The 20,952-nt window shown below is 63.1% G+C and carries 17 protein-coding genes; 10 read left to right on the top strand and 7 right to left on the bottom strand.

The genetic code is table 11. The features are described 5' to 3' along the window. The first annotated feature begins 147 nt into the window (after positions 1-147). A complete protein-coding gene (locus QPK31_RS16485) occupies positions 148-2,052 on the top strand; it encodes a phage/plasmid primase, P4 family (protein WP_290424000.1) in 1,905 nt (634 codons plus the stop codon). Positions 2,053-2,245: 193 nt separating this feature from the next. On the opposite strand, the gene QPK31_RS16480 is transcribed toward QPK31_RS16485, so the two are convergent. Then, on the bottom strand, positions 2,246-2,572 hold the full coding sequence (locus QPK31_RS16480; RefSeq protein WP_290423999.1) for a hypothetical protein: 327 nt from the start codon (positions 2,570-2,572) through the stop codon (positions 2,246-2,248). Positions 2,573-2,858: 286 nt separating this feature from the next. Then, a complete protein-coding gene (locus QPK31_RS16475) occupies positions 2,859-3,569 on the bottom strand; it encodes a hypothetical protein (RefSeq protein WP_290423998.1) in 711 nt (236 codons plus the stop codon). Between the two features lie 634 nt (positions 3,570-4,203). Here QPK31_RS16475 and QPK31_RS16470 point away from each other — a divergent pair. Both QPK31_RS16470 and QPK31_RS16465 read left to right on the top strand, forming a co-directional pair. Continuing rightward, entirely contained in the window at positions 4,204-5,079 is an 876-nt protein-coding gene (locus QPK31_RS16470) for a hypothetical protein (RefSeq protein ID WP_290423997.1), read from the top strand. A gap of 12 nt (positions 5,080-5,091) precedes the next feature. After that, the gene (locus tag QPK31_RS16465) at positions 5,092-6,360 is read left to right on the top strand and encodes an HNH endonuclease (RefSeq protein ID WP_290423996.1); all 1,269 of its coding nucleotides are present in this window, start codon (positions 5,092-5,094) and stop codon (positions 6,358-6,360) included. A 504-nt stretch (positions 6,361-6,864) separates the two neighbouring features. Here QPK31_RS16465 and QPK31_RS16460 read toward each other — a convergent pair. Together QPK31_RS16460 and QPK31_RS26260 are read right to left on the bottom strand one after the other, a co-directional pair. Next, positions 6,865-7,290: a hypothetical protein gene (locus tag QPK31_RS16460; RefSeq protein WP_290423995.1), complete on the bottom strand. Its 426-nt coding sequence runs from the start codon at positions 7,288-7,290 to the stop codon at positions 6,865-6,867. A 131-nt stretch (positions 7,291-7,421) separates the two neighbouring features. Then, complete coding sequence (locus QPK31_RS26260; RefSeq protein WP_290423994.1) at positions 7,422-8,861, bottom strand: PKD domain-containing protein; 1,440 nt, start codon at positions 8,859-8,861, stop codon at positions 7,422-7,424. Positions 8,862-9,305: 444 nt separating this feature from the next. Here QPK31_RS26260 and QPK31_RS16450 point away from each other — a divergent pair, with 444 nt between their 5' ends. Then, complete coding sequence (locus QPK31_RS16450) at positions 9,306-10,217, top strand: PEP-CTERM sorting domain-containing protein (RefSeq protein WP_290423993.1); 912 nt, start codon at positions 9,306-9,308, stop codon at positions 10,215-10,217. A gap of 19 nt (positions 10,218-10,236) precedes the next feature. Here the strand turns inward: QPK31_RS16450 and QPK31_RS16445 are convergent, their stop codons facing one another. Genes QPK31_RS16445 through QPK31_RS16435 form a run of 3 tightly spaced genes read right to left on the bottom strand, consistent with a single transcriptional unit; the run spans position 10,237 to position 15,091 of the window. Then, the gene (locus tag QPK31_RS16445) at positions 10,237-12,081 is read right to left on the bottom strand and encodes a glycoside hydrolase family 15 protein (protein WP_290423992.1); all 1,845 of its coding nucleotides are present in this window, start codon (positions 12,079-12,081) and stop codon (positions 10,237-10,239) included. Then, positions 12,078-12,839, bottom strand: coding sequence for a trehalose-phosphatase (gene otsB, locus QPK31_RS16440; RefSeq protein WP_290423991.1), 762 nt, complete (start codon positions 12,837-12,839; stop codon positions 12,078-12,080). The genes QPK31_RS16445 and otsB overlap by 4 nt, the downstream gene beginning before the upstream one ends. Beyond that, on the bottom strand, positions 12,836-15,091 hold the full coding sequence (locus QPK31_RS16435; RefSeq protein WP_290423990.1) for a trehalose-6-phosphate synthase: 2,256 nt from the start codon (positions 15,089-15,091) through the stop codon (positions 12,836-12,838). The genes otsB and QPK31_RS16435 overlap by 4 nt, the downstream gene beginning before the upstream one ends. A gap of 139 nt (positions 15,092-15,230) precedes the next feature. On the opposite strand from QPK31_RS16435, the gene QPK31_RS16430 reads away from it, so the two are divergent. The 6 genes from QPK31_RS16430 to QPK31_RS16405 all read left to right on the top strand — a co-directional run bounded on the left by QPK31_RS16430 (position 15,231) and on the right by QPK31_RS16405 (position 20,925). Continuing rightward, positions 15,231-15,392: a DUF2256 domain-containing protein gene (locus QPK31_RS16430; protein ID WP_290423989.1), complete on the top strand. Its 162-nt coding sequence runs from the start codon at positions 15,231-15,233 to the stop codon at positions 15,390-15,392. Positions 15,393-15,491: 99 nt separating this feature from the next. Then, positions 15,492-16,352, top strand: coding sequence for an alpha/beta fold hydrolase (locus tag QPK31_RS16425; protein WP_290423988.1), 861 nt, complete (start codon positions 15,492-15,494; stop codon positions 16,350-16,352). Positions 16,353-16,472: 120 nt separating this feature from the next. After that, a complete protein-coding gene (locus QPK31_RS16420) occupies positions 16,473-17,840 on the top strand; it encodes a S9 family peptidase (RefSeq protein ID WP_290423987.1) in 1,368 nt (455 codons plus the stop codon). Between the two features lie 23 nt (positions 17,841-17,863). Next, the gene (locus QPK31_RS16415; RefSeq protein WP_290423986.1) at positions 17,864-19,093 is read left to right on the top strand and encodes a sensor histidine kinase; all 1,230 of its coding nucleotides are present in this window, start codon (positions 17,864-17,866) and stop codon (positions 19,091-19,093) included. 2 nt (positions 19,094-19,095) lie between these two features. Beyond that, positions 19,096-19,881: a LytTR family DNA-binding domain-containing protein gene (locus QPK31_RS16410; RefSeq protein ID WP_290423985.1), complete on the top strand. Its 786-nt coding sequence runs from the start codon at positions 19,096-19,098 to the stop codon at positions 19,879-19,881. 99 nt (positions 19,882-19,980) lie between these two features. Then, positions 19,981-20,925, top strand: coding sequence for an alpha/beta fold hydrolase (locus QPK31_RS16405; protein WP_290423984.1), 945 nt, complete (start codon positions 19,981-19,983; stop codon positions 20,923-20,925). Positions 20,926-20,952 lie beyond the last annotated feature (27 nt).

Genomic DNA, 20,952 nt, shown 5'->3' with positions numbered 1-20,952 from the left:
CCCCTACCCAAGGGCGAGGTACCGAGGGCTTCATCTCGACCACACCAAGCACGGATACGCTGATTCGGCGCATCCGCTCATCTAATCACTGCCTCTACCCACGTTCACAGCGTGGCTGGAGGCTTGCCTTTTTCGGAGCCTAAAACCATGTTCAAGTTTAAATTCAGCACCTTCAATAACTGCACCAGCACGCAACCCAAACCAAAGCGTATGACCTTCGATGAGTTGTGCTCCACCTACTTCTCCGAACATGATTACCGTGACAGCAAGGACGGCCCAATGTTTTCCGGTGCGAGCTTTGCAAAAAACCAGACCCGTAACAATGATGCAGTACTGGAGCTTTCGATGGGGGTCTTCGACTTCGATGGAGTCGATCCTGAGGCGATCCAGCAAAACCTGACTGAGGCAGGGCTTCGCGCCGTTATGTTCTCAACACACAGTCATTCGCCGGAGTACCAATGCTTCCGAGTCGTGATCCCTTTCTCAGCCCCGCTTCCTGCCGCACAGTGGTCAACAGCGTTCAAAATGTTTAACGCGTTTTTCGATGGCCACGTTGATAAGAAAACGAAAGCAGTTTCGCAGCCCTTCTATCTGCCCTCCTGTCCAACGGCTAACCGCGCGTACTCTTTCATTCGACACGTCGAAGGCGATAGCTTTGACGCTGTGGGAATACTCGCTGATCCTGATCTCGACACCAATTCGGCGCCGGCCTCAAAAAATTCAGCAACACCATCGTTTCAACCTACCGGCTCGGGATCGAAAGATTGCCCGCGCAAGATGGCAGAACATGTGCTCCAAGATTTGTTTAACGGCGATCTAAAGTTCTTCAACTATACGTTCTACGCCTACGATGCGGGATACTGGCGACCCCTCGACCGGAACGTCGATGTGGAACAGCGTATCCTACGTACCTTCTCCACATTGACCGTATTCGCTGTGAAGCAGATCGTGGAGAATTTGCAGAGCCTCACATTTGTCCGGGATATATCTTCCAACGCTGGCGATGGCGGCCGCCTCGTTTGCCTGAACAACGGGACGCTTGACCTCAGGACAGGGGTCCTGCTTCCACATGATCCTCAGCACAACCTGGTCAACAAGATGGACGTAGACTGGGACCCGGCCGCAAAGGCGCCAATCTTCATGAGCTCACTTCGTGAGATCTTCAGGAACGATCAAGATGCCGATTCGCGAATTCAATTCATTCTAGAGTGGTTCGGATACTGCTTAGTTCCAGACGTCAGCCAGCACAAGTTCCTATGGCTGGTGGGTCCCGGCGGAAACGGCAAATCGCTACTGCTAAACACGCTGGCCGCTCTCGTCGGCAAAGACAACGTCTCGTATGCCATGCTGGAGCGTCTGGGAAGACCGTCCGTGCGCGCAGAGCTGCAAGGGAAGTTATGCAATATCAGTCCTGAGATGAGCGCCGACGCCACGCTCGCTGACGGCTACCTTAAGGCGGTCGTCGCGGGAGATTGGATCGAGGCTGAACGAAAGTTCCAACCTTCGTTCTCCTACCAGCCGTATTCTCGAATAGTGGCGGCGACGAACGTTCTACCGTATCTGAAGGACACGAGTGATGGCTTCTTCCGGCGCGCAATCATACTGGAGCTCACCCGTACCTTCAGAAGTGAGGAAATGGACAAACATCTGACTCGGAAGATTCTGGGTGAACTCGACGGCATTCTGGTCCTGGCCGTGAATGGGCTCAAGGCGCTGATGGAACGCGACGAATTCATCATCCCGGAGTCAGCTATTAGGACGGCCAATAAGTATCGGGATGAGTCAGACAGCGTCCGATACTTCATCAAACATGCGTGCAGGCCCGATAAGAAGGGGACCAAACCGTCGACGCTCTACGAGCTATATCGCGACTATGCCGTACGGTTCAAATTCCCCCCGTTAAACGTGATCCGATTCGGCAAGCAACTCAGCAACCTCGGGACCGAGAGTCGTGAGTCAAACGGAACGAAGTTCTGGCTGGTAAGTGCAAATGCGGATGAAGAGGAAACTAGGTCCCGCACTTCCTTGGCCGATGCAATGGAAGACTTGTAAGAGCTCCGCCCTAAACCTGTCGCCCGTCGCCCTCAAAGTCTCCAACGGAGCCCGTCGCTGGTGAATTGCTGAAGCAGACGACGCACCGGCAATCAAGTTCCAAAATCCTCAATGCGCTCACCGGCGCATTGGGATTTTTCAGCTGACCAAGGTTTATTTTCGGTCAGGATGAACGCGAAATCTCCCCCCTGTGTCAGTAAGGGTCCATTTCCGCGAAACGAGACTGGGGCTTGAGTTGCCAGTTCTTCGCGATCGTCCTCAGGACTTGATCGACAAGTCCGTCATCATTAACCGCCGCTGCGTTCTGGCCAATGAACTCTCCGTCGTGCGCCTTCATGTTCGCCTCGCCGATGCGGAAGCAGATACCGCCCATCCGCTCAGGCCCGGTGACGTCGGACAGGAACACAATGCCACTGTCTGTTACTCGCAGTTCCAGATCAATGTCATCACGCCCTGCAGCAAGCAGATTACGAACGTTGGCAAAAGTCAGGTCATTCGGATTGGTCAGGTTGATGGTCATAGTGTGGCGTTCGTTTGGCAGGAAGAACGCAATTATAACGACCTGATGCCGTCCGGGCTGGAAGCTTGCTCTTACGCAGGAAGCACGCAGGAGAAAACTGCTTTTTTATGGAAACATCATTGTGAATTTCTCTGCACGACTCAACTCCGAAGCTCAAGGTGTGCCATCCAAGGGAAAACAACTCGCTGTCGAACAGATCATCTCGGCCTCGCAGCAGTGTCCGTCAACATGGGGAATGCCATGCCTTTGATGCGCCGCTAGAGCGAGAGGGTCGGCTCCACCATTTTCAATGGTGCCTATCACTTACCTTGGCGAAGAACTCCCTTGAGGTGTGGTCCACGGCGCCCACGTCCTCGAGTACTGTAATCAAAGGATAGGTCTTGTTGGCGTAGTAGACGATAAGCGGCGCCTGAGCAGTGCCTCGGTAGCTCGAGAACTGTCCGAGCACATCCCGCATCTGAAATACCAGGCTTTCCAAATCGCGCACAATAGCCTCAACGATTGTTCCGCTCTCCCGTGCAACTTTGATGAACTCTATGTAGCTATCGGATTGATCCAATGCATTACGAACGCGATTGCCCTCTGCGACCATATGCGCTACCGTCATTGCGTGTTGTGCTTCTGGTGGACTCACCTTGGCATTGCGTACATTGTCCAGCCTTGCGTCAATGTCTCTTATGACAGTAAGAAGCTCGCTGGCAAGCTTTTCCTTGGTGTAGTCGTCAAACTCCTTCTTTGCGATAGAGTACTGAGCATCGAATCGCTCTTGGTTCTTTAGTGACTCCTCATGCTGGAGCACCAGTGAATACATAAGTGCACAAAAGGCAAGCAGCGAAAAAATCGGATTTAACAGTCCAGCAAAATAGTCCCCAAACTGGCCCCAGTCGCCAGGATTGGCGCTTCGCTCGGGGCCGAACTGATCGACATAAGCAAATACAACCGCCGTGATGAGAATCAATGCGACGGCAAGTGCTGCGACTAGAATGCGACGATTCATATGTGGACGGCTAACCTATCTGACGACGGCAGGAACGTAGAACGGAGTGTTGTAGTGGCACCAGCATGTATACAGCAGGAGCTGCAGCAAAGCTCTGCTGTTGGCCGACTGCTGTCGATTGTACTCGACTGCGGGCCGTCCACTGCCAGGTGCATTCCCCAGCGCACGTAACATCCACTCGCCGCTGTGGTTCGAGAAAAGGTGCTGGTCCGCCCCTGGTTGCCAAACGAACCGAAGACGGGATTTGTATCGAAAACGATGTTGCCAAACGCTCGAAATCGGTAAGCGCCAAGTCCACCCACATATGATTTTCTAATCGACATCAGCACACTGTTCTCCTGCATTCTTTTGGGGGAGACGGATGGCAAACAAGAGCGTGAACAGTTGTGGCGCGATCGCATCGCCCAGTTGCAGGCCAGCGGCATGACGCAGCGGGCATTTGCACTTGAGCACGGACACTCAGAACACCAGGTCGGCTATTGGGTCCGCCGCATTACGAAGCCGCAAGCGAAGCCTGCGCTGGTGCCAGTGCGGGTAGCGGCAAAGCTGATCAATGAATGTAAAAATAATTCGACCGCTACTCAGTCACTATTGCCAAAATTCACTTATAGTAGCCCATGTTCTGGAGGCAGAAATGAGTGAGACCGTACTGCGAGATGAAGATAGTGGTGGATTGAACCGCGCCTTCGCGCTGTGTAAGAAATGGGCTGAAGATCACCAGGCGGAAGTCGGCATAGCTGAGATGGCAATGGGCGCCGCCATTCTCTCTTGGGGCGTGATGAACGGGCATTTGACGATGGGACAGGACATAGCTGCAAGTAACCTAGGCGACATCGGCGGCCTCACCGGAATAGGGGTTGGTGCGCTTAGTTCGACCATACTTGCCACGACGCTTCTAAAGGGGGTGTTCGTCGGGGGTGTCGGCTTAGTAGCTGGCGTCACATGTATCCCAGCTGCCGTCATTGTCGGCGGCGGTGCTGTGATTCTGGGCAGTCTTGGTTATGTCGTCGGAGATAAGATAGCTCACCTATTCAGCTCTTCATTCGACTTTCAGGGCCTGCTTAGTGGCGCCTCAATCATTGCAGTGGGCACAGCACTTTTGATTGATGGAGCCCGGCGACTAGTGAAAGATGAGCGCGTATTGGCGCTTGCTTCAAACTTTCATGCTGGAGTAATCAAGCTGGTGCCCCAAACCACCGAGATTGTTGTCGCTAGCTGGACCGAACTACAGCGCCTCGTCCACGAACTAGCCGAGCGTCCTTCCGGTTATGCGGCCATCGGGAGCACTACCTTGGCCGGGGCAGCCATCGGTAGCACACTGGCGGCTGGGTCGGTAACGCTACTCGGTTCAAGTGGTCTCGGAGCTGTTGCACTTTCATTGGGAATAGTATCCGCACCGGTCTGGCCCATTATCGCCGGCGGCGCAGCGGGTCTGACCCTTGGTGTCGCTGCCTGGCGCCGTATCAGAAAATATCAGGCTCGAACAGTCAAGATAGGCGAAGCGAAATGACAACAGGCGATCATGAGTAAGTACAGCGCACTAGGCCAATTTCTTAGCAACGCGAAAGGCGACAGAATCGACCTTTCTTTTGCGGATATCGAGGGAATTCTGGAGGATGAGCTGCCGAAATCCGCGTATAAGCACGATGCATGGTGGGCCAACTCTAAAACTGAAGACAGTCACACTTGGGCACATCTATGGCTGGCGGCAGGATGGGAGAAGGAGTCGCACAGTCGCGCTAACCGCAACGTAGTCTTTCGTCGTTTATCAGCCAAAAATAGTCAACCGGCAGACCTTCTCGAGAGCCTTGCGCCGCGCACTTCCGAAACGCTCTTTGACATCCTTGCTCTCGCCAATATTTCGACGGCGGAGTGGCTGTTCACGGGTCGCGGTGATCCGGTAGTTGACTTCAAAGCGAACCCGAGCTACTGCTACAACTGGTCCTTCGGGTCGGAAACTGAGGGGTATGCGCTTTGCATGTGGCATGACCTCATGACTGTCGAAAACGGACAAATCATATACGAGGAAAACCACCAAGAAATCGCACGATCGCTAGAGAAAGTTACCCGCGATCCGACTTTTGACTCAGTGCGCAGAAGCCGGGCTTCTCAACAGGCAGCGCGGGCGCGCGCCTTCGATGCCGCAATCAATGCTTCTTACCGTAAGGGTCTGCCAATATCCGCTATTCTAACCGCCGGAACCCGGCGCGATCGTGACGATCTTGGAAAGGATTCTTCCCAAGTGAAATATCGATCACTGGATCCCGTTGCTTGGTACGTCCATGAATACGGTGCAGATACCGGGATTGCGCGCCTCGTTCGAGGTGAAAAGCCAGAGGGGGTAGTCGGGGAAGGTGACGCGGGCATCGAGCCTGATTTCGTAGGAACGCCAGATGAAATTCAATTTCGAGCCATTCAGACCAGGAGGGGGCAGGCGAAATTCAGGGAGGCCCTGTTAGCCGCGTACAACCGTCGCTGTGCAGTAACTGGGTGCAGCATCGTTGAATTGCTCGAAGCGGCTCATATCAGACCACATGCAGAGCAGCCGGACTACAGCGTAAGCAATGGGCTTCTATTGAAAGCTGATATCCATACGCTGTACGATCTCAAGCTGCTTTCGATCGACCAACGCTGCATCGTTCACTTGGCACCGTCGATACAGTTTTCCGAATACCGTCACCTGCATGGTCAATCTTTGCGCTTTAGCCCAGAGCGTTTCCTTCACATGCCAAGCCCGCAGACGCTGGAACGCAGGCACAAAGAATTCCTGGAAAAACATGGCCTCAAGTAGCGCTTGAAGATGACGGGCAGAGCGAGCGCCGGTCGTCTACTGGTGCAATTCCAAACTCTCAGAACGGAAAGTCACATGTGGGGAAATTTTTCTTGAGGAATGTAGCGGACGCAACGGTTCGGGTGGGCGACCGATGGCCGGCCGGTTGCTGGGTTTTCAGGTGGAAATGGCAGAGACGTGGCAGGAATACAGGGCGTGCCATGCATGCTTGGACGCCTGACAAATGCAGACCCAACGTACCGCGTACCAGCGATCAACATTCTATAGGAATGAAATTCTGACGGGCCGGTGGCGCCGGGACCTCCTTGATGCTGCGGCGTAGATTGAACTTCCTGTCTGCGAGAGTCGTTTTGAAAATCCTTGTGTCGGTGGTTCGATTCCGCCCCGGGCCACCAAGAATCAAGCAAACGCCACCTTCGGGTGGCGTTGTTGTTTCCGGCGTCCTCGTGCTGCATGATGAGTCCGGTGACCGGGTCCCCGGCACACCAGAGGCGAGCAATCGCCCTACTCTTTCCTTTCCCTGAATTCACCTTCGATCACCGTGTCGTCGTTGGCGCTTTGACGCGCGTGCCGGCCCGGGGTGAACCTGGAAAACGACGATCGCAGGCGATCGAAGACGGTTTTCCTCAGCCACGGGTAGGCAAGCAGGAAAGCCATCGTCAAACCGATAAACAGTGCGGGTACATGCTCGCCGCGCGACAGGAAGCTCAACAGGCAGAGTGCGAGCAGGCTCACCATGAGGGGCCGGCGCACGGGTTGCGGCAACAGGCCGACCAGGCGCAGCCTGCCTTTGCTGATCGACGGGAACCTGGCGAACAAGACGCCCAGCAGCAGGCCCGCCATCACGCGGCCCGTACCGAGATGATGGGCCAACTCGCCAATGACAAGGTAGCCGGTGTAGGTCATCGTGCCGGCCAAGGCGGCCAGCACGGAGAGGACAAGGGCGATCGTCAGCCTGGGCCTGCCGATCGCGGCTTTGATAAAGGAAGCGAGGATTTGCGTACTCCTGGAAAAATGGGTAACGGATGGCTACCGCAAAATTCTAGCAGTACTCGCCCAGGTCAGCGTGTTCGGCCCAGACCAGGCAGGGCAAGGCGCGACGCGCTTTCCCCGCCCGGCTTGTTGTCCGCGCTGTCGGTGACATCGACCCGGTGGCTGACGGTCGTGCCGCGGCCGTCGCGGTCGACCACCCTGACGATGATCTCAAAACTCCCCGGCGAGGCGTAGGCATGGCTGGCACTGGCCGTTCCAGCGCCACCGGCTTCGCGCAGCTTGCCGGCCTGCCCGCTGCCGTCGCCCCAGGACCAGCTGATGCTGCGCGTGCCGGTATGGTCGTCGTCGACAAAGCCGATCTTCGCCTGCAGCTGCTCGCCCGGCCTGACCGACGCCGCCGCCATGACCGGGCCGAGCAGGTGGCCGCGCACCGGCCCGCCGCCATATCCACCGTCCGGCCTGAGCAGCACCAGTCCCGCATTCGAGCTGGCCACGATGGCGCCGCTGTCGTTGACCGCCATCGCATGTTCCAGCACCAGCCCGGGCGGCGCGTTGCGCATTGCGCCATTCAGGTCGAGCATCCCGCTGCCGGCGCGCCAGACGAAGGCGCGCATGGCGCCGGCCCCGTTTTCGGCAAACCCAACGACCTGCCCCTTGCCATTCACGCCGCGCGCAACCGAGGTCCTGCCGCCCAGCGTGCCCAGTTCGCGCATGCCGCCGTGGCGTGTCCACGACATGGCGCGCTGGCGGCCATCCGGATAGCCGATGCCACCGGCGATATGCAGGCCGGGCGACATCGCGTTCACCCACGCCGAACTGCCGCGCCCGGTGCCGAGATCCACCATGCCGGCGGCGCGCGTCCACAGGAAGGGACGGTCGCCGCCATCCTCGTACGAGGCGAGCCGGTTGCCCGACACTTCGCCATTCGCGCCGACCGCCACCACCTCCGACTCGACGCTGCCCAGCGTGTCGATGGCGACCGTGCCGCCTGCCCGCGTCCAGGCGATGGCATGCGTCTGCTCGTCATCGATGGTGGCCACGCCGGCGATCAGGCCGGCGTCGTTGAGCACCCTGCCGGTGGATGGCCAGGGCAAACCGCGCGCCAGTCCCAGGTCTTCCATGCCGCTGGCGGCGCTCCAGCGGAAGGGACGCGCCGGGCCATCGGGGTCGTTGCTGAAGGCGCCGGTGACGACGCCGCGCTTGCTGATCGCCAGCCCATGCGAGCGGCCATTGCCGGCGCCGTGGATGCCGACCATGCCGCCGCCCGCGCTCCAGACAAAGGCGTTCTCGAGGCCATGCGTGTTCAGCGCGGTGCCGGCAACCTGCCCTGCGTCGTTCAGGCCGGCGACATAGACATTGCCGCCGCCGGGCGCGCCGATCTCCTTTATGTCGGCGCCGTCAAAGAAGAAGCCTGCCGCGCGGCCGCCGCTGACCATCGAAAAGGCCACCTGGCCGGCAGCGTTGATTCTCGGGTAGGCGGCGATCGATCCCGGGCCGAGATTGATCACGCGGTAGCTTGCCTGCGGGCCTGTTCCCTCCGTGTAAGCCGGCGCCGCACCGGCTGCGCATGCGACTGCTGCAAGCAGCAGCCCTACCCTGCGCGGTAAATTCCCCAGCTTCCATATGGCGCCACCAACCGGCACACCGTCTCCTCGCCCAGAACGCATCCCTGTCTCCCATGTAAGGTGAATGGCCGCCCCGGCATCACGGCGATGCCGGGCAGCGGGGCTCGACTATGCGCTGCAATTGACGCGCAGAGTGAAGCGCAGCCGGGCTATTTCGCCAGTGTTTGCGCTGCGCCTAGGTGTTTTGTAGAGAGCAAGTGTTTTAGAGAATGGAAACCGGCACGTTCAGTATTTCCTTGACGCATTCCAGCAGCAAATGCAGACTCGCCATATCAACCATTCGGCCAGGCTGGGTTGCTCCGAACAGCCGCCACATCGTGTCAAGCCATGCGCCTCCTGTCCGTCCTGCGTCCGTGCGGCGCCGCCTTGTTCGCCATGCTGGCACTGGGTTGTGCAAGTTCCCCGAAACCCGATTCGGTGCCGTCGCCGCCTTCAAGGATCCTCTTTGTCGGCAACAGCTTCATCTACGGCGACCCGGCCGGCGCCGCGCCGCTGGTCAAGTTCTACCGGCCCGGTACCGTGACCGACCTGAACGGCGAAGGGATCGGCGGCGTGCCGGCCCTGTTCAAGGCGATGACCGTGCAGGCCGGCCTGCACTACGACGTCAGCCTGGAAACCATCCCCGGCGCCGGCCTCGACGCCCATTACGACAAGAAGCTGTCCGTCATCGCCAAGCCTTACGACCTGGTCCTGCTGCAGAGCTACAGCACGCTCGATTCGGCCCGGCCCGGCAACCCGGCCACCCTCGTCAAGTACACCGGTTTGCTCGCACAGGCTTTGCGCACGCAGAACCCGACGGTCGACATCCGCCTGGTTGCTACCTGGTCGCGCGCCGACCAGACCTGGAAGCCGGGTGGCGCCTGGTACGGCAAGCCGATCGAGCGCATGGCGCTGGATGTGCGCCAGGGTTATGACACCGCAGCAGCCGCGAACAAGCTGGCTGGCGGCGTGATCCCGGTCGGAGAAGCCTGGAACCGCGCCATCGCGGGCGGCCTGGCCGATGCCAATCCCTACGACGGCATCAGTGAAAACCAGGTGAATTTGTGGGCGCCGGATGCCTACCACGGCAGTGCGCATGGCTACTACCTGGAAGCATTGACCATCTTCGGCCACGTGACCGGACGCGATCCGCGCACGCTCGGCGCCGAGGAACCGATCGCACGCGAACTCGGCATCGAAGCCGAGACTGCCGGCGCCTTGCAGCGCGTCGCGGCCGAGCAGCTGGCTGCAAGCAAATAAGCCGAAGCGCCGGCGCGGCTCACACCACGCTATTCCACGGCGCCGACAAGCGCATCGCGCAATTGATCAAGCCCACCATCGAGTAGGTCTGCGGGAAGTTCCCCCACATCTCGCCGGTAACCGGATGGGTGTCTTCGGACAGCAGGCCAAGGTGGTTGCGCGCCGCCAGCATCGCCTCGAAGACCTCGCGTGCTTCCTCTACGCGGCCGATGCGCGCCAGGGCATCGATGCGCCAGAAGGTGCAGATATTGAAGGCGGTTTCCGGCTTGCCGAAGTCGTCGGGCGCCTCGTAGCGGCGCATATAGGGGCCGTCGCACAGCGAACGTTCGAGCGCATCGACGGTGGCGACGAAGCGCGGGTCCTTCGGATCGATGAAGTTGATCTCCGCCATCAACAGCACGCTGGCATCGAGGTCGCGCCCGCCCAGGCTTTCGGCAAAGGCCTGGCGTTCCTCGCTCCAGGCTTCGCGCAGCAGGCGCTCGCGGATCAGTTCGGCGCGTTCGCCCCAGTAGGCGGCGCGGTCCGGCAGCGCCAGCTTGTCGGCAATCTTGGCCAGGCGGTCGCAGGCGGCCCAGTTCATCAGCACCGACGAGGTGTGCACGCGCGCGCGGGTGCGCAGTTCCCACATGCCGGCGTCGGGTTCCGCATGCAGGCGGAAGGCCTGCTCGCCCACGGCTTCGAGCTGACGGAACTCGGCCAGCCCGGCGCGCCGGAACAGGCGGTGGTCGAAGAAGGCCTGGGCCGCGCCCAGCACGATGTTGCCGTACACGTCGTGCTGGAAATGCTCCTGCGCCTGGTTGCCCACACGCACAGGCCCGTTGTTGCGGTAGCCGGGCAAGTGCTCGAGTATCGACTCCGGCAGTTGCTCCTCCAGCCCGATCCCGTACAGCGGCTGGATGTGGCCGCCCTTGGCGCGCGCCACCACGTTGCCCAGCCAGCGCAGATAGTCTTCCATGGTGCCGACTTCCGACAGGCTGTTCAGGGCGCGGATCACGAAGAAGGCGTCGCGCAGCCAGCAGAAGCGGTAGTCCCAGTTGCGCCCGCTCCCCGGTGCTTCCGGGATGCTGGTGGTCATGGCGGCGATGATGGCGCCGGTATCCTCGAACAGCGACAGTTTCAGGGTGATCGCGGCGCGGATCACCACGTCCTGCCACTCGAGCGGCAAGGCCAGGCGGCGCGACCAGGTGCGCCAGTAGCCGATCGTTTCCTTCTCGAAGCGGTGGGCGGTGTCCTCGATGCCCTCGGCCAGGGTTTCGTCGGGGCCGAGCATGAAGTTCATCGGGCGGTCGAGCACGAAGAAGGTTTCGGCCAGCACGTGGCTGAGCGAAGCATCGGTGTTCAGGCGCAGGGTCTGGGCCGGCCCAACGTAGCGGATGTGGTGGCTGCCCTGGGTGATCTGCGGCGTCTTGATGCCGTATTCGAAGCGCGGGCGCAGCAGCACGCGCATGCGCACGCCGCTGCCGATCGGGCGCACGCGGCGCACCAGCATCAGCGGCCGGAACATGCGGTCGCGGCTCAGGAAGCGCGGCGCGAAGTCGGTGATCTCGATGCCGTTGCCGGCCCGGTCGAACAGGCGGGTGCGCAGCACGGCCGTATTCGGCTCGTATGCCTGTTCACCATGGGAATAGCCGTCGATCTCGAAGCGCCACAGGCTGCCGTTTTCGCCCGGGTCGAGCAAGGCGTTGAACACGGGGTCGCCGTCGAAGCGCGGCAGGCAGGACCAGACCACGCTCCCCATGCGGTCGATCATGGCGCTGAAGGCGCAATTGCCGACCACGCCGCATTCGAGCGAGTTTTTCGTGACGCCGGAATTGGCACCGGAACCGGAGCCGAGAGCGGCCGGCTTGCTGGATACATCGTTCATGTCGCTTCCTTTCCTGTGACGGGCATGGCGGCCGCCCGCGCCAGCGCCGCGCGCAGGTCCTGCGCCGACGCGATGCGGTGCTGCGCCACGCTCGGCCCCGCACCCACCTTGATGCCGGCGCCGCCGATGCCCTGTACGTAATCGAAGCCCGCCTCGTCGGTGGTGTCGTCGCCGGCGAAGACCGCGCGGTGGCCGGCGAACGGCGCCTCGGCCAGGAAATCGCGGATCGCGGTGCCCTTGCCGATACCGGCGGCCTTGACCTCGATGATCATCTTGCCCTCCATCAGGAGCAGTTCAGGACTGTAACGGATGGCCTCGTGCAGCGCCGCACGGCAGACTTCCTGCAGTTCCGGCGCCTGGCGGTAATGCAGGGCCAGCGCGCCGTATTTTTCCTCGACCCAGAGGCCGGAATGACGCGCGGCCAGGGCCTGGGCCGCCTTGCGCACGGCGTCGAAATCGGGCGGCGGAAGGCGCCGCAGCACGCCGTCGGCGCCGCGTCTTTCCATGCCGTGCACGCCGGCGGCGGGCAGGCGCAAGGGCGCCAGCAGGGCGTCGAGTTCGGCCACCGGCCGTCCCGACACCACGGCCACCCTGCCCTCCAGGCGGGTCTGCAGGGCGGCCAGCGCCGCCAGCATCTCCGGCAGCACGACCACCTGGTCGGGACGGGCGGCGATGTCGACCAGGGTGCCGTCGAAATCGAGGAAGAGCGCGCAATCGGGCGCGGCCAGCAGGTCGTGGGCGGCGGTATCGGTACTCATGGCGCCTGCCTCTTGAACTTGTCCTGGCTGAGCGAGCCGATGCGCGACATCACGCGCTCGCGCTGGCGCAGGCGCGCCGCGTCCATCAGCATCCGTCCGGCCCAACGGTAGACGTTGAAGTCGCGCACCCGGCGCCGCATGCTGCGCATGCGCTCGCCCTGTTCGTCGGCCGGCATGGTCAGCGCCCGGTACAAGGCCTCGGCGCCCTGCTCGATGTGGTAGGGATTGACGATCAGCGCTTCGTGCAGTTCGCGCGCGGCGCCGGTGAACTGGCTCAGGACCAGCACGCCCTGCTCGTCGTCGCGGGCGGCGATGAATTCCTTGGCCACCAGGTTCATGCCGTCGTGCAGGCTGGTGACGCTGCATACCTGGGCGGCGCGGAAGTAAGGGCGCAGTTGATCCTGGCCGTGGTGCTCGGCCTTCAGGATGATCGGCACGTAGCTGTCGCGCGAGAAGCGCTGGTTGATGCGCTGGGCCAGGCCGCGCACGCGCGCCTCGAAGTTCTGGTACTCGTCGAGCGAGGAACGGGTGGGCGCCGCGATCTGCACGAAAGTAAAGCGGCCGACCATGTGCGGGTGTAGTTCGAGCATGCGCTCGACCGCCTGGAAGCGCTCGACGATGCCCTTGGTGTAATCGAGGCGGTCGACGCCGATACCGAGCAGGTGGTCCGCGGGCAGGCCCAGCGCATGGCGAACCTGGGCATGGCTGGCGGCGGCGTCGGGTTCGCCCGGCACCGGCTCCGGCCAGGCGATCGAGATCGGATAGTGCTCGACCTGGGTCAGCTGGTTGCCGTAGCTGACGGTCGAGGCCTCGGTCTCGATACGGGTTTCCAGGTAGCGGTCGACGGTATCGAGGAAGTTCTTGCGATGGAAAGGCGTGTGGAAGCCGAGGATGGTGCTGCCCAGCATGCCGTCGAGGATCTCCTCGCGCCACGGGCAGATGCCGAAGGATTCCGGGTTCGGCCAGGGGATGTGCCAGAAGGTGATGATGGTCGCCTTCGGCAAGACCGCGCGCACCATGCGCGGCAGCAGCGCGAAGTGGTAATCCTGGATCAGCACCACCGGGTTGTCGGAACGCGCCTCGCGGATCACGGCGTCGGCGAAACGCTGGTTCACCTTCACGTACTCTTCCCAGTCCGAGGAGCGGAACACCGGACGCACGTGGGCGATATGGCACAGCGGCCACAGGCCCTCGTTGGCGAAGCCATAGTAATAGCCCTGCTCTTCTTCCTTCGACAGCCAGACGCGGCGCAGCGTATAGCTGGGGTTCTCCGGCGGCACCGGTACGTGGTCGTTGCGGTCGACGGTGGCGCGGTCGGCCGAGCCGGCGCCGTGCGCGATCCAGGTGCCGGAGCAGGCGCGCATCACCGCTTCCACGGCGGTCACCAGGCCGCTGGCCGGGCGCTGCACCTGCACGCCCTCGGGCGTGGCCACGTGGATGTAGGGTTCGCGGTTCGACACCACCAGGATCTCGTCGCCGGCCAGCTCGCGCCGCAGCAGCGACTTGAGCGTATCGGCATCCCAGGCCTGGTTGTTGCCGGCGGCGCCGGGCTGGTCGCGGTTGTACTCGTAGAGCAAGGCGCGCAGGTCGCTGGCCAGCGGCGCCATTTCGGGCGGCGTGGCATGCGTCGATTGCGGCAGCAGTTCGCCGCGCAGCATGGCGCGCACGCCATTCACCCAGCCGCGCCAGCTCAGCTGGGCGACCAGCACGGTGATCAGCGAAATAATGCAGGCCAGCGCGGCGAACAGGCCGGTAATGTATTTCTTGGTGTCTTCGCTGCGGCGCTCGATGAAGCTCATGTCGTGCACCAGCACCAGGCGGCCGACGCCCACGCCGTCCTGCACCAGTTCTTTCGACGACACGTGCACCGGCCCCTGGGGCAGGCGCACCACCGGATTGGTCTTGCCTTCGCTGTCCTGGTTTTGCCAGCAGCCCAGGGACAGCGGGTAGGTATTCGTCTTGTACAGCAGCTTGCCGTCGGTGTCGCAGAAACCGAGCGCATACAGGCGCTCGTCCTGGATGGCGCGGTTGAACATCTCGTTGATGCGCCGTGGCGACTTTTCTTCGAGATACGTCAGCAGGGGCTGCTGCAGCGTGCTCGACACGAATTGCGAACGCGTGTCCAGGTCGCGTACGAACCAACGTACGGTGAAGCTTTCCATCCACGGAATCGCGAAGTAGCCGAACAAGGCCAGCACGACTGCCAGGGGAACGATGAAGCGCATCGCTAACTGTACCGATCTCAAACGCATGGAATTCTTTCAGGTGGGACGGTGACGCCGATGGTTTCATTATAACTTTGGACAAATATTCTTGTCGGAAAGGCATCTAACGGAACAGGGCTGGCGTGCGTGGCGGCACGATGACCGGGCAAGTCCGTACAATCGGCTCATGAAGATGCGCAAGAAATCCGATTTGCCTTCCAAGCTGTGCGCGCACTGCGGCCTGCCTTTTAGCTGGCGCAAGAAGTGGGAGCGCGACTGGGAGCAGGTCAAGTATTGTTCGGAGCGCTGCCGCCGCGCGGCGAAGCCGGCTGCCGTGCAAGCAAGCTGAACTATTGCTCACTCCTAACGAACGCGGCGCACGCCCCAGCTCGGCTACGCTGGCAGGCACGGTCAGCCCTATCCCGACCGGCTGGAAAGGAGTTCGACGATGCACCATATCCGTTGCGGCAGCGGCAAACCGCTGCTGCTGATCCATGGCCTGGGCGGCCATGGTCAAAGCTGGAACCCGATCCTGGACGACCTGGCCGCGACCCGCGAAGTCATCGCGGTCGATTTGCCCGGCTTCGGCAAAACCCCGCGCCTGCAAGGCGAAACCTCGATCCGCACGCTGGCCGATGCAGTGACGGGCTTCGTCCACGCCCACGGTTTGCAGGGCATCGACGCCGTCGGCAGCTCGATGGGGGCGCGCCTGGTACTCGAGCTGGCGCGGCGCGGCAGCGTCGTCGGCGGCGTGGTGTCGCTCAATCCCGGCGGCTTCTGGCAGGGTTGGGAGCGGCATGTCTTCTTCAGCTCGATCTGGCTGTCGATCCGGCTGCTGCGCCTGCTGCGTCCGGCGCTGCCCGCCCTGTCCGCGAATCCGGTCACGCGTGCCCTGCTGCTGGCGCAGTTTTCGGCGCGCCCGACCACACTGGCGCCCGACATCGTCAGCGATGAGCTGTGCAGCTACGTGGCATCGCCGGCCTTTGACGAATTGCTGGCCCAGCTCGCCTATGGCGAAGAGCAGCAAGGCGCGCCGCGCGGCAGCATCGCGCACCCGCTGGTCATCGGCTGGGGACGCCGCGACCGGGTCTGCTTTCCGCGCCAGGCGCGGCGTGCGCTGGCCGCCTTCCCGGATGCGCAACTGCACTGGTTCGAGCGCTGCGGCCACTTCCCGCACTGGGACCAGCCGGCGCAGACCGTGGACCTGATCCTGGGCGCCTTGGGCGGCGCAAGCCGGCGCCTGGCGTCACCTTCGCTTGACGCCGCCGGCAGCCACGATTTTTCCGGACCTGTCACGCAGCCAGTCTGACGCTTCATCTCTCCGGCGCGGGATTTCGTGACACGAAACCCGCGCTTCGCCGCATCGCGCCCAGGGACGGCGACACATGCGGCTACAGTCGCGTTCATCCAACCACGCGACCGACCTCCCATGAAAAAACTCCTCGCCAGCATGGCAGCAGTCATTTCCATGACCGCACACGCCGAAGACGCCCAGGGCATCTGGACCGGCAGCATCGCCAATTCCCTGCACGTCACCGTCAAGTTCGAGAAGACCCCCGAGGGCAAGTGGGAAGCGACCATGTCGGTGCCCGCGCAGAACCTGGTCACCAAAGTCGACGATGTGAGCGTCGCGCCGGACCGGATCGGTTTCGCGCTGAACAAGCTGCGCGCCAGCTACGCCGCCACCTGGAACGAACGGCAGCAAGCCTGGACCGGCACCTGGACCCAGGGCCGCACCGCCCCGCTGAACCTGAAGCGCACCACCGAGGAAGCGGCCAGGCCGAAGCGCCCGCAGGAAGACGCGATCGCCGCCCGTCCCGCCAGCTACGCCAGCACCGAGGTCGCCTTCGACAACGCCGCCGCCGGCGTGAAGCTGGCCGGCACCTTCACCGTCCCGCAGGGCAAGGGCCCCTTCCCCGCCGTGGTACTGGTGCACGGCTCCGGTTCCATCGACCGCGACGGCAGCGTCTTCGGCCACAAGACCCTGCTGGTGCTGGCCGACCACCTGAGCCGCCAGGGCATCGCCGTGCTGCGCTACGACAAGCGCGGCGTCGGCAAGTCGAGCGGCAAGCTGAAGGAAGCCACCACACGCGACCTGGCGGCCGACGCCGAAGCGGCGCTGCGCTTCCTGCGCGGCCGCGCCGAGGTCGACAGTCAACGCATCGGCGTGATCGGCCACTCGGAAGGCGGCCTGGTCGCGCCGCTGCTGGCCTCGCGCGACCCCGGCATTGCCTTCGTGGTGATGCTGGCCGGGCCGGGTGTGCGCGGCGACCGCCTTCTGGTCGAGCAGCATGCGCTGCTGGCCCGTGCGCGCGGCGTGCCGGAAGCGGCCATCGAGAAGGACCGCACCATGAATCGGGCCTTGTTTGCCGCCATGGTCGAGGAACCGACCCTGGAAGCGGCGCGCAACAAAGCTGGCCTGATCCTGGCGGAAGCCGAGCGCAAGGGCGACTTGCCGGCCGGCCTGGGCGCCTCTGCCCTCGAACGCTTCGGTACGCCCTGGTTCCGCGAACTGCTCGCCTACGAACCGGCGCCAGTGTTGCGGGCGGTGCGCCAGCCGATCCTGGTGCTGAACGGCGAGCGCGACCTGCAAGTGCCGGCCGGCCTCGACTTGCCGCCGATCCGCGCCGCGCTGGCCGGCAACCCGCGCGCCGTGGTCAAGGAAATGCCGCGCCTGAACCACCTGTTCCAGACGGCGAAGACCGGCGGCATCGAGGAATATGGCCAGATCGAGGAAAGCTTCGCGCCGGCGGCGCTGGACACCATCGCCGGCTGGATCAAGAGCACCGTGGAGTGAACGCGTCGGCGTAAAATATCTTGATGGAAACGACCACCCTCCACGACCAGCCTCTCCCGCACAGCCTGGCCACCAGGATCGCCGGCTGGGGCAGCATCGCGCGCCAGTACCCGATCTTCGGCAAGACCTGGTTCGGCTACCGCGTGCGCTCCTTCCTGGTGCCGCTCGGACTGCTGACCGGGGTCCTGGTGCTCATCGGCGCCTTTATTCCAGGATCCCAGGCGGCGCTGGTGCGCGGTGCCCTGCTGGCGGCCTGGCTGGTGGTGGTGCTGGCCCTGTTCCTGGGCCGGGCACTGGCGGTGCTGGTGTGCCGCCAGGGATGGCCGGCGCAGCGCGAAGCGGCCGGCGTCGTCTGCGCGCTGCTGTTCGGCGCGCTGTGCACGCTGCCGATCACACCCTACACCCGGATCAACCCGACGCCCGCCGCCATCCCGAACGCGACGCCCCAGCAGATCGAACGGCTGCGCGAACAGACCCGCGAGAACCAGATCGTGAACCTGGTCTTCTGGACCCTGGTGCTGGCCTGGCTGGGCGGCGGCGCCGACCTGCTGGCCTGGTTCCGCCAGCGCCGCCTGCTGCGCGAGAACGAACTGCTGGGCCAGGTGGCGCGCTACAAGGACGAGCGCAACGAAGTCGAGATGCAGCTCTCCATCCTGGCCAGCCAGGTCGAGCCGCACTTCCTGTTCAATACCCTGTCGGGCGTGCGCGCCGCCATGCTGAGCGACCCGGCACGCGGCGTGGCCATGATCGACCACCTGGTCGACTACCTGCGCGCCACGATTCCGCAGCTGCGCGCCGACCGCGCCCAGACCTTCGTGTCGCTCGGCTCGCAGCTCGATGCGGCCCAGGCCTACCTCGGCATCATCCGGGCGCGCCTGCGGCGCCTCGCGTTCGAGGTCGACTGTCCGCCCGAGCTGCGCAAGGCCGCCATTCCGCCGCTGATGCTGATCTCGCTGGTCGAGAACGCCGTCAAGCACGGCATCGAACTCAAGAAAGGCCCGGCCCGTATCCGCATCGCTGCGGCGCGCCGCCAGGCCGGCGATGCCGAGGTGCTGGAGCTCGCGGTTGCCGACGACGGCGTCGGCTTCGGCAAGGCCACCAGCGGCAGCGGCATCGGCCTGTCGAATATCCGCGAACGCCTGACACACCTGTACGACGGCGCGGCCGCCCTGTCGCTGCGCGCGGGAGACGAAGGCGGCGTGGTGGCCAGCCTCGTGCTGCCGCTGCGCGCCATGCCGGACCAGGGAGCTTGAGGATGCCGACCGCGATCATCGCCGACGACGAAGACCTGCAGCGCAGCGACCTGCGGCGCATGCTGGCCCTGGCCTGGCCCGAGCTCGAGATCGTCGCCCTGTGCGAGGACGGCAGCGAGGCGCTCGATGCGATCGCACGCCTGCGCCCGGATATCGCCTTTCTCGACATCCGCATGCCCGGCCTGAGCGGCCTGGAAGTGGCCGGCGCCAGCGGCGGCGCCTGCCGCGTGGTTTTCACCACCGCCTACGACAGCCATGCGCTGGAAGCCTTTGATCTCGGCGCCATCGATTACCTGCTCAAGCCGGTCACCCAGGAACGCCTGGCGCAAGCGGTGGCGCGCCTGCGCGAGCGGGGTATTGGAAGCGGCAACAGCGGCCAAGCCGACAGCGCCGGCCTGCTCCAGGCCATGATGGAGCTCGACCGCCGCCTGCGCGCAAGCGCGCGCGAGGAACGCATCCGCTGGATCAGCGCCACCGCCGGCAGCACGATCAAGATCTTCCCGATCGAAGAAGTGCTGTTCTTCGAATCCGATGCCCGGTATACGCGCGTGGTCAGTGCAACCGACGAGGGCCTGATCCGCAAGCCGCTGAAGGAATTGCAAGCCGGGCTCGACCCGGACGCATTTTGGCAGATCCACCGCGGCACCCTGGTCGCCGTGCGCGCCATCGCGCGCGCCCGCCGCGACGAACTCGGCAACATCACGGTCGAGCTGCGCGAGCATCCGCAACAGCTGAAGGTGAGCCAGACCTATGCGTGGCGTTTCAGGAGCGAGGTGTCGTTCCGCTGAGCTTCGTCATGCGGTAAGTCTAAGCTGTCGTGGGAACACTTGTGTTCAGGACTACTCCAAGACTTCACAGTCAACCGATTTCCAACCGCGAGGCGCACCATGACACTCCGACTCCTGCTGCAGGGCTGCCTGCTGGCCGCCCTCTTCCTCTCGCCGTTCACACAAGCCGCCGCCCCGGCGCCCGTCCCCGGCTTCGCCACCCGCAGCGTCGACATGCCCGACGGCGCGACCATCTTCGTCCGCGCCGGCGGCAGCGGGCCGGCGGTGGTGCTGATCCACGGCTTCGGCGACACCGGCGACATGTGGGGACCGCTGGCCGAGCGCCTGGCAAAAAACCACACCGTCATCGTGCCCGACCTGCGCGGCATGGGCCGTTCGTCGCGCGCGCCTTCCGGCTACGCCAAGAAGGCGCAGGCCCAGGATATCCGCGCCGTACTCACCGCCTTCAAGATCGACCGTGCCAACGTGGTCGGGCACGACATCGGCACCACGGTCGCCTATGCGTATGCGGCCAGTTACCCGGACAAGGTGAATAAACTGGTGGTGATGGATGCGCCGGTGCCCGGCATTCCGCCCTGGAACCAGCTCGTACTCAACCCCAAGCTCTGGCATTTCAACTTCGGCGGACTGGATGCCGAGCGCCTGGTGGCCGGGCGCGAACGCATCTACCTCGACCGCTTCTGGAACGACTTCGCCGGCGACCGCAGCAAGATCGACGAGGCGACACGCGCCTATTACGCCCAACTGTATGCCCAGCCCGGCGCGATGCGCGCGGCCTTTGCTCAGTTCACGGCCATCGGCGCCGAGGACGTGCGCGACAACGCCGCGCTCGGCCAGCGCAAGCTGACCATGCCGGTGCTGGCCATCGGCGGCGAGCAATCCTTTGGCGCCACCATGGCCGAGGTGATGCGCAACGCCGCCACGAACGTCACCGGCGCCGTGGTCCCGCATGCCGGCCACTGGCTGATGGAAGAAAATCCGGACGCCACGGTCAAGCTGGTCACCGACTTTTTGGAGACGAAGAACAGGCAGGTCAGGAACTGAGGGCCGCGCTGGCAAGCTCAGTGGGCA

The sequence above is a fragment of the Massilia sp. YIM B02769 genome, from assembly GCF_030411995.1.
Lineage (GTDB): Bacteria > Pseudomonadota > Gammaproteobacteria > Burkholderiales > Burkholderiaceae_D > Telluria.
The sequence above is the reverse complement of the archived record's forward strand: the minus strand, read 5'-3'. Positions and strand labels throughout refer to the sequence as shown.

What these genes read in the sequence shown, in the direction of transcription:
- QPK31_RS16405 (WP_290423984.1), top strand. Translation starts at nt 19,981, where the DNA reads ATGACACTCCGACTCCTGCTGCAGGGCTGCCTGCTGGCCGCCCTCTTC.
- QPK31_RS16430 (WP_290423989.1), top strand. Translation starts at nt 15,231, where the DNA reads ATGAAGATGCGCAAGAAATCCGATTTGCCTTCCAAGCTGTGCGCGCAC.
- QPK31_RS16465 (WP_290423996.1), top strand. Translation starts at nt 5,092, where the DNA reads ATGAGTAAGTACAGCGCACTAGGCCAATTTCTTAGCAACGCGAAAGGC.
- QPK31_RS16485 (WP_290424000.1), top strand. Translation starts at nt 148, where the DNA reads ATGTTCAAGTTTAAATTCAGCACCTTCAATAACTGCACCAGCACGCAA.
- QPK31_RS16470 (WP_290423997.1), top strand. Translation starts at nt 4,204, where the DNA reads ATGAGTGAGACCGTACTGCGAGATGAAGATAGTGGTGGATTGAACCGC.
- otsB (WP_290423991.1), bottom strand. Translation starts at nt 12,839, where the DNA reads ATGAGTACCGATACCGCCGCCCACGACCTGCTGGCCGCGCCCGATTGC.
- QPK31_RS16410 (WP_290423985.1), top strand. Translation starts at nt 19,096, where the DNA reads ATGCCGACCGCGATCATCGCCGACGACGAAGACCTGCAGCGCAGCGAC.
- QPK31_RS16450 (WP_290423993.1), top strand. Translation starts at nt 9,306, where the DNA reads ATGCGCCTCCTGTCCGTCCTGCGTCCGTGCGGCGCCGCCTTGTTCGCC.
- QPK31_RS16480 (WP_290423999.1), bottom strand. Translation starts at nt 2,572, where the DNA reads ATGACCATCAACCTGACCAATCCGAATGACCTGACTTTTGCCAACGTT.
- QPK31_RS16415 (WP_290423986.1), top strand. Translation starts at nt 17,864, where the DNA reads ATGGAAACGACCACCCTCCACGACCAGCCTCTCCCGCACAGCCTGGCC.
- QPK31_RS16445 (WP_290423992.1), bottom strand. Translation starts at nt 12,081, where the DNA reads ATGAACGATGTATCCAGCAAGCCGGCCGCTCTCGGCTCCGGTTCCGGT.
- QPK31_RS16420 (WP_290423987.1), top strand. Translation starts at nt 16,473, where the DNA reads ATGAAAAAACTCCTCGCCAGCATGGCAGCAGTCATTTCCATGACCGCA.
- QPK31_RS16435 (WP_290423990.1), bottom strand. Translation starts at nt 15,091, where the DNA reads ATGCGTTTGAGATCGGTACAGTTAGCGATGCGCTTCATCGTTCCCCTG.
- QPK31_RS16475 (WP_290423998.1), bottom strand. Translation starts at nt 3,569, where the DNA reads ATGAATCGTCGCATTCTAGTCGCAGCACTTGCCGTCGCATTGATTCTC.
- QPK31_RS16425 (WP_290423988.1), top strand. Translation starts at nt 15,492, where the DNA reads ATGCACCATATCCGTTGCGGCAGCGGCAAACCGCTGCTGCTGATCCAT.